The organism is Pyramidobacter sp. C12-8 (assembly GCF_002007215.1).
Classification (GTDB): Bacteria; Synergistota; Synergistia; order Synergistales; family Dethiosulfovibrionaceae; genus Pyramidobacter.
Map to the genome: position 1 here is coordinate 50,350 of NZ_MUHX01000013.1, position 13,832 is coordinate 64,181.

The following is a 13,832-nucleotide window of genomic DNA, read 5'->3' on the forward strand; positions in this document are numbered from 1 at the left end:
GTTAAAAAGCCGATAACCGACCGGTGGTTGGCTATCGGCTTTCGTTGCCGTTGGCATATGCGAAGAGAAGCGCGCGACGGCTGTTTATTTTTTGAACTCGATCGAATTGAACACGTCGGTGGCCGCGTCGCTCCCGTGATCGCCGACGATGGTGATGCAGCCGTACGCGCCGCCGCCGAGGTCGAAAACTTGGGCGTACAGGGGCTGGCCGTTGGCCGCGCCGGTGTATTCCCAGGCTTCGCCTTCGCCCTCCATCCTGACGAGGTCCTGAGAGCCGTGCGCTTCGGCCATGCGGGATGCGGCGTCATGCAACGGCGTGCCCGCCGCGGGCATTTTCGTCACCGTGAAGACGATCGCTTTGTCGGGAGACGCAAGCGCGGCGGAGTTTTCGCCGTCCGCCTGGAGCGTCCAGCCTGCGGACGGCGTCTCGGCGGTGAAAAAACCGGCGTCGACTGGGGCGGCGGACGCCGTCGCGACCATCGCCAGCGTCGCCGCGAGCGCGAGAATTTTTTTCATGGAAGATTCCTCCTCAAAAAGTCACGACGCTCCGGCCGCGCGGCCGGAGTTTTCGGATTCCCGATCTACGGCTGTAATCATATCACGCCGGCGCGTTTCGCGAAAAGACGCAGGAGGCGAAAAAATCGCCTTTTCAGGTGAGGCCGCGGACCTTTTTTCTGATAAGATAAGGGAACGGAAAACAATCTTTTCGTCAGCGTCCGGCCGTCGAAAAACGCCGGGCGGAATCGAGAAAGGCGTGAGATCGATGAAGGCAAGGAAACTGATCGTGGGAGTTCTCGCGGCGCTGGTATCCGTTTCGCCGGCTTTCGCCGCGCTGGCGAAAACGCGGGAACTCTACGCGGCGGATCCCGGCGAAGGCAGGGTGTACAAGCTGGAACCGGGGCGGAAGACCGAACTCGGCTTCGAACTTCACGAGGTCAAATCGGGCGGCGAAACGCGGTATTACTGGGCGGCGCTCGATCCGAACGCGACGGACGAGGCGCTTCTCGAGTCCGGCGTGGCGTTTTTTGCGCCGGACGGGCGCCAGAGCGCGCTGCTGCCCTTGCAGGGCGGATTCGACGGCGCCTGCGTGGCCGCTTCGCCCGACGCGGCCAGATTCGTGCTTTCGGTGCCCGACGGCGAGGCCGGGCGCGTCAACCGCGTCTACGATTTTGCGCAGATGAAGCCGCTGACCTCGGTGCGCGGTTCCATCGTCGACTGGGGCGGCCCCGTCTGGGTGGACGAACGCCGCTTCGTCTACACGTCGTTCGACGACGCGAAGATGAAGAAGCCCGGCCTTGAAGGCGCGGAAGCCGGTTATCTCTCCGTGCGCCTTTTCGACGCGGACAGCCGCCGTTCGCAGACGCTCAAAGCGGCCACGCCGACGGACGAGTACGCGATGATGGGTTATTGCGACGGCTTCGTCACCATGGCGCATTATTACGTGGACGACGCGTCGCAGTGGGCGGCCGGCGGCCCCGAGGAAAACGGGGCGCTGCGCTCGGAGCGCACCTATTGCTGGCTGCCGGGCTGGAAGCCCGGCGAGTGGTGGCGGACGCCGAAAGCGGTGTTCAGCGTCGATGCCGAAAACGGCCGCGTGTTTGCCGGCGAGGGGCGCGAGCGCAGGGAATACGCCGTCGAGCTTCGCCAGGGACAGTTCCCGGACGCTTTCTCGCCGTTCGACGACGAAGCGGTGAGGGTGGACTATTACTGGTTCGTCGCCGGCGGCGAAGGGGATCCGGCCGGCGAGATCCCCGTGCTCTACGTCTTCACGCTCTCGCAGGACAACGCCGAGGCCGACGATCCGGCGCTGACGGCGGCTTTTTTCGTGGGCGAGCCGGAGAGGATCCGCGACGTCGGCATCTCGCCCAAGGGCGAGCGCCTGATCGTGGCCGTCGGCGAAGAAGGGTCGCAGGTCCGCGACCTCGAACTGTACCGACTGAGCTATTACGAGCACGAGGCGTTTTGCCACCTGGCGACGCTGCGCCCTGCCTACGGGGCGTTTTACTGGTTCGATCCCTGGCGCGCGGTCTATTCGGCGCTGAACCTCGAGGCCGACCTGCAGAGCGGGCGCGAGCCGGGCTACGCGCTGGACGTGCGCGTGTACGACAGCGCCGTGGGCGAGGATTATCGGATCACGGAGAGTTCGACGCTCGACAGCTATCAGGCCGTGGGGCTGAGCGAAGACGGGGACATCGAGATGGAGCAGATCTCCGTTCCCGATCTGGCGGACTGGAAAGACCCGGGCAGGGAACGGCGCACGCGCCTGAAGGGGCGGATGCCCGCCGCCGGCTAAGACTTGCCGGACGGTAAAAATTCCGCCGCGCTTCGAGGCAGCTGGAAGCGCGGCGGAATTTTTTTTACGCGGGGACGGGCTTATACTATTTCTTGATAAAAAGCGTTAACATAGTTTGCAGGGCGCTGCGAGGGAGTTCAGTCGCTCAGAACTCTCTCGACCGCTGCGCAGTCTGCGCAGCTCGCTTTGTGAATCTCCCCCGCAGCGCCCTTATGTTCGGCCTTTTAATTGAGAAATAGTATTATTCGTAGCGCGGCGGCGCGTGACGCTTGGCGTCGGCGTCGCGCTCTTCCAGGCCGTGGATCTCCTTGCCCAGCGAGACGCTGAGCACGACGCGGATGATGACGATGGCGGCGAGGACGCTGACCGTCTGCAGATCGGGGTTGCAGATCGTCAGGATGATGTCGGCGGCGACGAGAAACTGCAGCCCGAGCAGCATGATCTCGCCGAAAGTGCGGCGCAGCCGCAGCCAGCCGCCGCGCATGTCGACGTCGACGCGGTAGTTTTCCAGCGCCAGCGCCACGATGCGGTACAGGGCCAGCAGCACGCCCCAGGCGATGATGAAGATACTGATCAGTTCGATCGCGGACGCGACCCAGCGGGCGATTTCTACGCTCACAATAGTTCCTCCTTACGGGAAACAGCAAATTCATATTTAACGATTCGTTGGTATAATAACCGATTTGGGCGCTGTTGAAAAGAAGCAATTTCCCGTCCGGAAAAATCTGAAGTCTGGGCGGCGGCGCTTCTTTCATCTATAATGGACGGGAGAAACGGCGCCTTTTTGGCGAAAAGAACGGAGCGGAGGAAAAACGATGATCAGGATGATCGCGACCGATCTCGACGGCACGCTGCTGGCCCCCGGCGGCCTGTCCATGCCGGAGCGCAACCGCGCGGCGCTGGAAAAAGCGGCGTCCCTGGGCGTGCGCGTGGTGATCTGCACGGGGCGGCTGTTCGCGGGCGGGCGCAGGTACGCTTTGACGGCGCCGGGCGACCAGCCGGTGATCTGCGTCAACGGCGCGGTCGTGCGCATGAGCCGGTCGGAGACATACCTGCGCCGCGTCGGTCTCGAACCGGGACTGGCGCGCGAGGCGCTGGACCGTTTTCGCGCGGCGGGGGCGAAGCCGTGGTTTTACGTCGGCGACGTCTGCTTCGCCGAAGAAAGCTCCGACGCGCTCGACGCCCTGAAACGGCGCACGGGCGCGTCGGTGGAGCTCGTCCCCGACCTGGCGGCGAAATACGGCGAACGGCCGGAAAAACTTCTCGCGCTTCTGACGCCGCAGCAGGTCGAGGCGCTGCACGGCGATCTGACGGCGCGCTTCGGTCCCCGGCTCTACGTGACGCGCTCCAGCGAGCGCCAGATCGAAGCGCTGGCGCCGCAGGCGAACAAGGGACTGGCGCTGGCGATGGTGGCGCGGCGCTTCGGCGTCGCCCGCGAGGAGATCGCCGCGTTCGGCGACAACTACAACGACCTCGAGCTGTTCCGGGCCGCCGGCATCCGCGTAGCGATGGAAAACGGCGCAAAAGAGCTGAAAGAACAGGCCGATATTATCGCCCCGCCGAACGGCGAGGGCGGCGTCGGGCAGATCGTCGAGCGCCTGCTGGCGCAGCGGCGGTGAGGCGGGGACAGGAAAAGAGGCGCGTAAACAAAAAAAGCTCGAAGCGGCCCTGCCGCTTCGAGCTTTTTTATACGGCGCGGCGTCAGCGGGCCAGCTTTTCGCGGAGCAGGCGCAGCAGACGCTTTTTGTCTTGGGGGCTCATGCGCTCGTTGAAGCGGAGCAGGCGGCGCAGGCCGTTGCCGTTGATCGTGGCGCGCGGGTCGGCGCCGGCGTTCAGCAGGGCTTCCGCCGCCAGCGGGCTGGGGTTGTAGCGCACGGCGCAGATCAGCGCCGTGCGTCCTTCGCCGTCCCTGGCTTCGAGCGCTTCGCCTTTTTCGAGCAGATAGGCGATGATCTCCGGCGCGGCGGCGTTGGGATTGGTGGCGGCGAGCATCAGCGGCGTGACGCGGGCCGGGTCGCGCTTCAGCGCGGCGTTCAGCTTTTTGAGACGGCGGCGTTTGGCGGACGCGGACAGCGCCGCCGAAGCGCGGATGCGCGCGGCGCGCAGCGCCGGGCGCGAGAGCAGGCGCGTGTTCCGCGACACGGCGGCCAGCGCCGGAGCTTCTATAAAGCGTGATCTCTGTCCGGCGGCCGGCTGCGGCGAACGGCCGGACGCCTTGTTGACGAGAGCGGGGGAAGCGGCGCGGCGCGTCGGCCGGGAGGGGGAAAGCGGCGCGCGTTCGCCGCGGACGCTCACGAGCCGGGCGCATTCTTTCACCGTGCGGCAGACGGGCAGGACCGCAAGGAGCGCTGTCTGCCGGGCGACGCTGCGGGGCGTCAGTTCACGGTCGAGAAAGCGGACCATCGCTGCGGAATGGCCGCTGCGCACGGCCACCAGCGCGGCGGTGCGGCCGGAACGGTCGGCCGTTTCCGGATCGGCGCCGGCGTCCAGGAGTTTTTTTGCGATCGCCACGGCCGCGGGCGCTTCGTTGGCGGCGGCGAGCATCAGCGCGGTCAGGCCGTCGCGATTGTGGGCGTTGACGTCGGCCCCAGCGGCCACCAGCGCGTCGATGACGTCGGTCCTCGTGCTGAAGCGGGCGGCCGTCATCAGCGGCGTCCAGCCGGCGTCGTTCGCCTGGTTCGCGTCCGCGCGGCTGTTGAGCAGGAACGCGATGATGCCGGGCGCGCCGTCCGTGGCGTTGCGGGCGGCGAAATGGATCGGGCAGTCTCCGCCGCGGCGCGGCTGCACGGCGTCGGCGTCGGCGGCGTAAAGCGCTTCGACGACGGCGGGATCGCTTGCGTACTGACAGGCGATCATCATCGCCGTCGTGCCGTCTTCGCTCTCGGCCGACGCCAGCGCATGGTATTGCGTGAGCAGCCTGGCGACGAACGCGGCGGGTTTGTCGAAGCGCAGCGCGAACATCAGCGGCGTCCAGCGCTCTTTGCTGCGGGCGTTGACGTCGGCCCCGGCGGCCAGAAGCGCTTCGGCGGCGGCAGTGTCCCCGCCGGCGCAGAGCGCGAGCGTCAATGGCGTCCAGCGGTTCGTGCCGGCGACGTTGACATCGGCGCCGCCGACGGACGACGACTCGGCGGCGTCCAGCGCATCCGCCGTCGGCGCGGCGGCCTCGGCGGCGCCGCAGGCCGTCATCCAGACCACGATCAGCAGTTTTTTCAGATTCATGGCAGAACCTCCGGTGAAATTCTTTGTTGGGGGAAAAGAGCGAATTTTCGCAGTTCATCATATCACAACCGAAGCCCGAATGAGCGCGGCAATCTTTTGTTTCGCCGCGGGGTAGTGTAGAATCAATGAGACGATTCGAACTTGCGAAGGGAGGACTGAGCCGATGGATATGATGCAAGGGCGTCCGTTCAAGGGCAGAACGCTGGAGCGGATCGAAAAATTTCTGGCGTCGCTGGGGCTGGACTACGACGACGGCGTGGAGATGACGGCCTGCGCCTGCGACGAGGAGGGCGAGGTGGTCGCCACGGCGTCGCGCCAGGGCGCGGTGATCAAGTGCGTCGGCGTCAGCGCGGCGCGTCAGGGCGAGGGGCTGGCGGCGTCGGTCGTGAGCGAGGTCGTGACCGACGCGATCCAGGCGGGGCTGACTCATCTGTTCGTGTTCACGAAGCCGTCGAACCGGCAGATCTTCGACGATCTGGGATTTTTCCCGATGGCGGAGACCGCCGACGTGCTGCTGATGGAAAACCGCCGCGACGGCGTGAAGCGCTTCGTCGCTTCGCTGGAACGTTCCGTCCGGGACGGCGTGATCGGCGCCGTGGTGGTGAACTGCAATCCGTTCACGAAAGGGCATCGCTACCTGATGGAGACGGCGGCGTCGCAGTGCGATTTTCTGCACGTCTTCGTGCTTTCGGCGGAAAAGAGCCTTTTCCCCGCGGCGCTGCGGCTGGAGATGGTGCGCCGCGGCACCGCGCACCTGAAAAACGTCGCCGTGCATCCGACCGGAGATTATCTGATCTCGGCGGCGACGTTCCCCGATTATTTCCTCAAGGACAAGGCGCGCGCCGGCGACGTCAAGTGCGAACTCGACCTGACCATCTTCGCGCGCTGTTTCGCCGAACCGATGAACATCACGCGGCGCTTCGTCGGCACGGAGCCGCTCAGTCCCGTGACGGAGCGTTACAACGAAGCCATGAAGGCGTTTTTGCCGCCATTGGGCGTCGAAGTGACGGAAATCCCCCGCTGCGAGGCCGGCGGCGCGCCGATCAGCGCCACGCGCGTGCGCGCGCTGCTGGAACGCGGCGGCCCGGACGAGCCGGAGTTGGCGGCGCTGCTGCCGGAAACGACGCTGGCGCTGCTGCGCGAGTACCGCCGATAGCGGCCGCGGCCGCATGGGACGAGGAACGAAAGGAGAAGCGCCATGCCCTTTGAACTGTACGCTTACCGGCGTATCGGCGATCTGGAACGGCTGCTGCGCGCCCTGCCGCCGGCGCGGGGCCGCACGTTCCTCGTGGCCGGTTCGGGCGACCGCGAACTGCTGGCCGAAACGCTGTCGGGAACGGAGACGTCGCCGGAGTATCGGATCCGCCGCTGGGACGAGATCTACCGCTTCTTTGCGGAAGAACTGAGCGTCGAAAAGCCGCGCGTACAGATCGACCCGCCCGACCACTGGCTGCTGCTCTGGAGCATCGTCAGGCGTTACCGTGAATCCGGCGGCGTCCTGCCGGCGGGGGCGCAGCGCCGCGGCTTTCTGACGCTGCTGGGCTCGCAGATCCGCGAGCTGATCAGCGAAGAGGTGCCGCCGGAAAGCCTCGCGGCCGTCTGCGAAGAAGGCGACCAGCTCGGCCGGGCCTTCGTCAGCCTGTACCGCGCGTATCTCGGAGCGCTCGACCGGCAGGGGCTTTCGGACAGTGCCGGCGTCACCACGGAAACGCGCAAACTCCTCGACCTGCCCGGCGCGGCGGACGTGTGCCGTTCTCTCGATCTTGTGCTCGTCGGATTTTCCAGCCTGACCCATTCGCAGCTGGCGCTCGTGCGCGCGCTCGTCGGGCACGGCGCGGCCGTGCGCCTGTGCGCGCCCGTCGCCGATCTGGCCGGGGCCTACGGCGCGGCGCAGCAGTTCGGCGTCGACGGCGAAGCGCTGTCGGAACGGCGGCCGCTGCGCGCGGTGAAGATCCAGGGCGGCGACCCGCGCCAGGAACTGGAAACGGCGGCGCGCTCGCTGGCGCTTTGGGAGCGAGGCGAAGGGCCGCTGGCGGAGTTGGGGCCGTGGCCGGGGCTGGAAGCCGTGGCCTTTTCGATGCCGCGCTCCCGCCTCGCCGAGGCAAAAGAAGTCTTTGCACGCTACGGCCTGCCCGTCTTTTGGGATTTCCGCCGCGCGATCAGCGAGACGCCGCTCTGGCAGCTCTCGTCGGCCTGTCTCGAAGCGGCCGAGAGCGGCTGGCAGACGGAGCCGACGCTGCGGCTGCTGTCGCTGCCGTGGCTGTGCGGATCCGAGCTCGACATAGAACGGTTGAGAGCGTTCCATCCCCGCGGCGCCAAAGGCTGGGAAAAAGCGCTCGACGGCGCCGGCGCTTCCGCCCGCGCCGCGTTCGTCGACTGCCGCCGCTATGCCGCGAAAGTGCGGCGCGGCGGGACGGCGCTGGAACTGCTGACGGCGCTGCGCGCGTTTGCCTCGGGGCGGGCGCTGATCGTGGCGCGGCTGACGGTCGATGCGCCGGAGCTGGACGGCCGCATCGCCCTGTTCTCGGAAGCGCTGCGCGAGCTGGACCGCAAGATCCTTTTCATCAAAGAAGTCGTACGCGACCTCGGCGAGTTCGGCTCGCAGAAACTTTCCGGCGCCGACGCGCGCGCCTACCTGTCGGCGTGGGCTGACGGCACGACCGCCTCGCCGGGGCAGCGCGAGGCCGGCTGCCTGACGGTCTTCGCCGGCGCGCCGTCGCCGCTGTTCCACGCGCCGTACTGGTTCATGATCGGCACGGAAGCTTCGCAGTGGCCGGGCGGCCTTCGTGAGTCGCCGCTGCTCGACGAGGCGCGCAAGGAGCGCCTCCACGGCCTGAGTTCTCTGGGGCTGGACCGCAGCCATCTGCCCCTGTTGTCGGAACAGCGGCGGCAGCGCGAGTTCCTTTTCCGCCGTTTGATCGCCTGCGGCGACCTCTGTACGTTCCTCTGCCGCAGCGCCGTGGACGCGCAGGAGCGGCCGCAGGAGGAATCGGCGCTGATCGCCGCCGCCGCGGCCGACCGTTGGATCTCCGTGGAAAGGACGGTCGCGCGCGGGCTCGATCGTCTTCTCGCCGCGCCGCAGGAAGCGGCGCTGACGCCCGTCGAGACGCGGCAGCCGGATTTCCGCGCCGAGAACTCGCTGCCGGCCAGCCGCGTGCCGCCGGGACGCCTCGAAGCCGCGGCCGCCGAAGTGCGCCTGAGTTCCGTGGACGACTTCGCCGAGTGCCCGTACCTTTTCGCGCTGCGTGCCGTCCTCGGTTACGAGGAGCCGCCGCGCGAGGACGAGTATGACCCGCTCCGCGGCGGCACGGCCATGCACGCCCTCTGGGAACGCGTCTGGCGCGAATACGCCGCGTCGGGCTGCCGCGGCTCGGTCGAAGAGAGGACGCGCCGTCTGTTCGACGGAGTCGTCGGCGAAAACTATCCGGCGCTGCTGCGCTCTCCGTCGCTGAGCCGCGCGCTGCTGGAACTGCGCAGCGGCGCGGAACGCTGCGCAGCGAAACAGGACGAGTGGGAAACGGCGCTGCGACCGCTGCGCGCGGAGATCCTCTGCGAGCTCGACCTGCCGCCGCTGCGACGCGGCGCGGTCACGTTCCGCGGCCGCTGCGACCGCCTCGACCGCCTCAAAGACGGCCGTTTCCTGCTCTGGGATTACAAAGCGGGAAAAGCCTCCGCTTACGGCAAGGCGTCCCAGCTGGGCTGCTACGCGCTGGCCCTCGAAAGCGGCGGCCTGGGCGGAGGCGTATGCGCCGGCTGGGGCTACGTCGGCCAGAAGGACGCCGCCGTTTTCGGCTGTTGGGATGACGACGTCGCCTCGCTGCTGAACAAACGGAGCGGATCGAAAACGCTGCGCGAGCGGAAGGACGGTGCCGGCCAGCTGCTGTCGGATATCGCCCTGGCCATGGACGCCGGGCAGTTCCCGCCGCGCTACGAGAGCAAACGCTGCCGCGCCTGCGCCTTCGCGGCGATCTGCCGCCGCGGCGAGATGAGCGGCGAACTCGAAGAATCGGAAGAGGAGGGCGCCGATGACGAATAAAGAACGCGGACTGCCGCCTCTGCCGGAAGAAGACCTGGCGCTGCTGAAAAATTACGTCGCCTCGCAGGGCCTGCCCGAGCAGGTCGAGGCGATCACGTCCGACGCGCCGCTGACGGTGGTCGGCGCCGGGGCCGGCACGGGCAAGACCTGGACGCTGGCCTGGCGCTTCGTCTGGACCGTGCTGACGCGCGAAGACGTGCGCCATACGCTGACGCTGACGTTTACCGAAAAAGCGGCGTCGGAGATGCGCCGCCGCATCGCTGCGCTGCTGGCGGACCTCGAGCCGGCGCTCGCCGCTTCGGCCGAACTTTCGCGCCGCCGCGCCGCCGCGCTGGCTTCGCTCGATCAGGCCTACATCTCCACGATCCACGGCTTCGGCGCGCGCGTCATCGGCGAAGCGGGGCTGTCGCTGCCCGTCGAACCGTCGCTGCGCCTCGTCGGCGACGCGGAGGCCGACGAGTTCTGGCGCGAACTGACCGGCGCGCTGGACCGGCTCGACGCCGAATGGTTCTGCTGGGGCATGGACCGCGGGTACGGAGCCTCCGCGCGCGCGCTGCTGAGCGACCCCGGAGCTGCCGACGTGGTGAACTGCTGGCGGCCCGAAGGCGTCGCCGATTTCGCCCGCAGCTTCGAGGGCATGATGTCCGACTTCGGCGAAACCCCCGAAAGCGTTCTCGAAAAGTTGAGCTCCCCCGACGCGCAGGCGCTGGAGCTGCTGCGGCAAAATCTCGGCGCCGAGTTCGCGCGGCTGGCCGACTGCTGGACCGAAGGCTTCGACGTCGATCCCGCTCGATGCGGCGGCACGGGCGATTTCGTCGCGCGCTTCGCCGCCTTCCGTGACCGCTGGAACGCGCGCGGCTTCGCGAGCGAAGCGGACTGCCGCGAGTTCGTCTTCGACGCCGCCGACACCGTCAAAAACGCGCGCGGCAAGCTGGCCGACGCGCTGGCGGAGGCGATGGGCGTCAAGCTGGCCGACTGGCGCAGGGACGCCGAAGCGCTGCGAGTCTTCGAGCGCCTGCTCGCCGACGGGTGGAGCGCCGACGAGCTGAGACTGCGCGCGCTGCTGATCCGCTTCGGCTGGCTGTGCTGGCGCAAGTGGCAGGCGTACAAGTCCTCGCGCGGCGACATCTCTTTTTCCGACATGATCGCTCTGGCCGCTCAGGCGCTGGAACATGACGAATCTTACGCCGCGCGCTTTTCCGAAGTGCTCGTGGACGAATTCCAGGACACCAACGACCAGCAGGACGCCCTGCTGCGCGCCGTCCGGCGCGCGGCGCGCGCGCGGCTGTTCGTGGTCGGCGACCTGAAACAGTCCATTTATCGCTTCCGCCACGCCGAGCCGGCCATCTTCGAGCGCTATGTCGCCGCGTCGCGCCGCGGCGGCCGTTACGTGAGCCTGTCGGTGTCGTTCCGCAGCGGCGAAAAGATTTTGGACGCCGTCAACGGCCGTTTCGAAAAAATCTGGAAAGACCGCCTCGGCGCGGAACTGAACCAGCCCTACGAGGCGTTGCGTTCGCCGCGCGGTCTGGCGCGCGCCGCCGCGTGGATCGACGAACGCCAGCGCACAGAACTGCCCGTCTGCGAACGGCTGCTGGAAGAATTCCAGCGCGACGAAGAGGGAAGGGCGCGCGAAAGCGCGGCCGCCGCGCGCGACCGTCTGGCGCTGCGTCTGGCGCTGCGTCTCTGCGAGCTGCGCGGACAGGAGGCGAAAATCTGGGACCGCGACCGCCTGCGCCCCGTCCGCTGGGGCGACATGGCCGTGCTGACGCCGACCCGCAGCTCCTACGAGAACCTGCAGAGAGCTTTTTCACTCTGCGGCGTCCCCGCCGCCTTTACCGGCGGGCGCAGTTTTTACGCGCGGCCGGAGATCCGCGACGCCTGCGCGCTCTGCGCGTTTCTCGCCGATCCGCGCGACCGCACGGCGCTGGCGGGGTTTTTGTGTTCGCCTTTCTCCGGCCTGCCGCTCGCGGACGCCCAGGCGCTGCTGCTGCTCGACCGCGGCGAGCCGCTGAAAACGCTGGCGGAGCATTGGCCCGGCCCGGCCGCGAAACTGAGATCCCTGGCCCGGCAGGCCATGCTCGAAGGCCCGTCGGCGGCGCTGGCCTCGCTGCTGGCCCGCGGCGACTGCCTGAAAAACGTCCATCCGAAGCGGCGCGTCGCGGCGCTGGCCAATCTGCGCCGCGCCGTGGCTCTGCTGGAAGAGTACGAAGCGGGCGTCGGCCCGTCGCCGGCGGGCGTCGCCGCGTATCTTCGCAGCGCCCTGCGCCGCGGCGCGGCCGATCCCGAAGCCAGCGCCGAAGCCGACGGCGACACGGTCAGGGTGATGACGATCCACGCCTCCAAGGGGCTGGAATTCCCGCTCGTGGCCGTCTTCGGCCTGGAACACGGCGGCCGCGCCGGCGCGCGGGAAAAAGGCGTGGCTCCTTCGCGCCATCTGCTGGCGGCCGCGCCGCGTTTCCCCGACGGCTGGCCCGAAGGCGACTGCCTGCTCGGCAAGGCGCACGCCCGTCTCGACGAACGCGCCGAGTACGAAGAACGGACGCGCCTTTATTACGTGGCGCTGACCCGCGCGCGCGACGGCCTGATCCTGTGCGGCCTCATGCCCGGCGGGGGAAAACGCGCGGAAAAAGACCGTTCGCTGCTGTCGATAGAGCGCGCCGGCGGCGAGTTCGTCCCCGCGTCCGGCGAAGTCTCCCGTCGCCAGGCCGACGCCTGGCTGCACCGCAACGCGGCCGGCGCGCTCGAAAAGACGATTCCCGGCGCCGACGTGCCGCTGACCGTCCTCCGCCCGCGCGCGCTGCGCCGCGTCAGCGCCACCTCGCACGCCCTCTGGAGCCTGTGCCCGGCGGCGTGGCGCCTGTCCTTCCGCCAGAACCTCGACCTGAGCTGGAACGCCGGCGAAGGCGAATCGCTTCGCGAAGCGTCCGGCGGCGCCGAGCTGGGCGACGTCGCGCACTGGATCCTCTCCAAATGGGACTTCAGCGACGGCGATTACCGACGCATCCTCGGCCTCCGCGACGGGCACCTGCGCCCCGAATTCCGCCGCGTCTGGCGCGATCCGGCCTCGCGCCGCGAGCTGGAACGCTTTTTGCAGAACTTCCACAGCCCCGGCGGCGAAAAGCTGCTGGCGCGGCTGCGCCGGGCGCTGGCAGAGGGGACGCTGGCGCGCGAATACCCGTTCAAGGTCCGCCTTGGCCCCGTCGAGCTGGTCGGCGCCGTCGACGCCTTCTGGATCGAAAGCGCCGCCGGCCGTCCGGCGCGGCTGTGCGTGCGCGACTACAAGACCACGCGCCTGCCGAAAGACCCGTTGCGCCGCCGCTGGATGGACGATTTTTACGCGCGGCAGCTGCGGTTTTACGCGCTGGCCCTGCGCCGCCAGCGTCCCGAGTTCGCGCCGCTGCAGCTCGATCTGGCGCTGTGGAACCTGCGCGGCGGCGCGGAACAGAAGCTCGAAGCGCTGGACGCGGAGGCCGAAAAAGCGCTGGAAGCCGCGCTCCTGGCGCAGGCGTCCCAAGCGGCCTCCGGCCCGTGGCCGCCCGACCGATCGCGCTGCGCCGGCTGCGCTTACGCGCGCGCCTGCGTGTTCTGGAGGCACGGAGATCCTTTGGAAATGTGGAATGAACTGTCGTAATTTTATTCACTGACTGTCTGGTTTTAGATAAAAATGTTCCACGTGGAACATTCCGAAACGAAAACGCGAGGGCGAACGGCCGGATAAAATCCAGCCGTTCGCCCTCGCGTTTTTGCCGCGGTGCGGCGATCCTTTTTCGTGGGCGAAAAAAGATTATCCGCGCGTGGGCAGCACTTCGATCCAGTACTGGTCGGGATCCTGAATGAAGTAGATGCCCATGGACGGGTTTTCGTAGCAGATGCAGCCCATTTCCTCGTGAAGCCGGTGCGCCGCCTCGAAATCGTCGACGCGCAGCGCCAGATGGAACTCCTGCTCGCCGAGGTCGTACGGCTCGGTACGGTCGTGCATCCAGGTCAGCTCGAGCTGAAAATCGGTGACGCCGTCGCCCAGGTAGACGATCGTGAAACCGTCTCCCTCGATGCGGCGCGCTTCTTTCAGCCCCAGCGCCTTTTCGTAAAAAGCCATGCTCCGTTTCAGGTCGAGGACGTTGAAGTTCGTGTGGATGAAGTGAAATTTCATCAGGAAACCCCCTTGCGTCGTTTGAGTTTTTTCATTCTATCACAGCGATCGTAAAAAGACGAAAGTCGCATGAGCGTCGGCAGGGCAATCGCTTACGGAATAAGAACCCCCGTAGGGACGAGTCCCAAGACCTG

At 67.5% G+C, this 13,832-nt stretch carries 9 protein-coding genes; 5 read left to right on the top strand and 4 right to left on the bottom strand.

Annotated elements, in window-relative coordinates; translation table 11 throughout:
• Positions 1-84: 84 nt before the first annotated feature.
• On the bottom strand, positions 85-516 hold the full coding sequence (locus B0D78_RS06640) for a hypothetical protein (RefSeq protein ID WP_078016198.1): 432 nt from the start codon (positions 514-516) through the stop codon (positions 85-87).
• Positions 517-763: 247 nt separating this feature from the next.
• Between B0D78_RS06640 and B0D78_RS06645 the strand changes: the two genes are divergently transcribed.
• Entirely contained in the window at positions 764-2,293 is a 1,530-nt protein-coding gene (locus B0D78_RS06645; protein WP_078016199.1) for a hypothetical protein, read from the top strand.
• Between the two features lie 241 nt (positions 2,294-2,534).
• Here the strand turns inward: B0D78_RS06645 and B0D78_RS06650 are convergent, their stop codons facing one another.
• Positions 2,535-2,912 (bottom strand): DUF1622 domain-containing protein, encoded by a 378-nt coding sequence (locus tag B0D78_RS06650; protein ID WP_078016200.1) that lies wholly within the window; start codon positions 2,910-2,912, stop codon positions 2,535-2,537.
• Between the two features lie 196 nt (positions 2,913-3,108).
• Between B0D78_RS06650 and B0D78_RS06655 the strand changes: the two genes are divergently transcribed.
• Positions 3,109-3,912, top strand: a complete 804-nt coding sequence (locus B0D78_RS06655) for a Cof-type HAD-IIB family hydrolase (protein ID WP_078016201.1) — start codon at positions 3,109-3,111, stop codon at positions 3,910-3,912.
• 82 nt (positions 3,913-3,994) lie between these two features.
• Here the strand turns inward: B0D78_RS06655 and B0D78_RS06660 are convergent, their stop codons facing one another.
• Positions 3,995-5,512, bottom strand: coding sequence for an ankyrin repeat domain-containing protein (locus B0D78_RS06660; RefSeq protein WP_078016202.1), 1,518 nt, complete (start codon positions 5,510-5,512; stop codon positions 3,995-3,997).
• 163 nt (positions 5,513-5,675) lie between these two features.
• Between B0D78_RS06660 and citC the strand changes: the two genes are divergently transcribed.
• From citC to B0D78_RS06675, 3 genes are read left to right on the top strand one after another with little or no spacing between them, the layout of a single operon-like run.
• On the top strand, positions 5,676-6,668 hold the full coding sequence (gene citC, locus B0D78_RS06665) for a [citrate (pro-3S)-lyase] ligase (RefSeq protein WP_078016203.1): 993 nt from the start codon (positions 5,676-5,678) through the stop codon (positions 6,666-6,668).
• Positions 6,669-6,710: 42 nt separating this feature from the next.
• On the top strand, positions 6,711-9,548 hold the full coding sequence (locus B0D78_RS06670) for a PD-(D/E)XK nuclease family protein (protein WP_078016204.1): 2,838 nt from the start codon (positions 6,711-6,713) through the stop codon (positions 9,546-9,548).
• Positions 9,538-13,179 (top strand): UvrD-helicase domain-containing protein, encoded by a 3,642-nt coding sequence (locus B0D78_RS06675; RefSeq protein ID WP_078016205.1) that lies wholly within the window; start codon positions 9,538-9,540, stop codon positions 13,177-13,179. The genes B0D78_RS06670 and B0D78_RS06675 overlap by 11 nt, the downstream gene beginning before the upstream one ends.
• A gap of 153 nt (positions 13,180-13,332) precedes the next feature.
• Here the strand turns inward: B0D78_RS06675 and B0D78_RS06680 are convergent, their stop codons facing one another.
• Positions 13,333-13,698: a VOC family protein gene (locus B0D78_RS06680; RefSeq protein WP_078016206.1), complete on the bottom strand. Its 366-nt coding sequence runs from the start codon at positions 13,696-13,698 to the stop codon at positions 13,333-13,335.
• Positions 13,699-13,832 lie beyond the last annotated feature (134 nt).

What these genes read in the sequence shown, in the direction of transcription:
- B0D78_RS06660 (WP_078016202.1), bottom strand. Translation starts at nt 5,512, where the DNA reads ATGAATCTGAAAAAACTGCTGATCGTGGTCTGGATGACGGCCTGCGGC.
- B0D78_RS06655 (WP_078016201.1), top strand. Translation starts at nt 3,109, where the DNA reads ATGATCAGGATGATCGCGACCGATCTCGACGGCACGCTGCTGGCCCCC.
- B0D78_RS06645 (WP_078016199.1), top strand. Translation starts at nt 764, where the DNA reads ATGAAGGCAAGGAAACTGATCGTGGGAGTTCTCGCGGCGCTGGTATCC.
- B0D78_RS06640 (WP_078016198.1), bottom strand. Translation starts at nt 516, where the DNA reads ATGAAAAAAATTCTCGCGCTCGCGGCGACGCTGGCGATGGTCGCGACG.
- B0D78_RS06670 (WP_078016204.1), top strand. Translation starts at nt 6,711, where the DNA reads ATGCCCTTTGAACTGTACGCTTACCGGCGTATCGGCGATCTGGAACGG.
- B0D78_RS06680 (WP_078016206.1), bottom strand. Translation starts at nt 13,698, where the DNA reads ATGAAATTTCACTTCATCCACACGAACTTCAACGTCCTCGACCTGAAA.
- B0D78_RS06675 (WP_078016205.1), top strand. Translation starts at nt 9,538, where the DNA reads ATGACGAATAAAGAACGCGGACTGCCGCCTCTGCCGGAAGAAGACCTG.
- citC (WP_078016203.1), top strand. Translation starts at nt 5,676, where the DNA reads ATGGATATGATGCAAGGGCGTCCGTTCAAGGGCAGAACGCTGGAGCGG.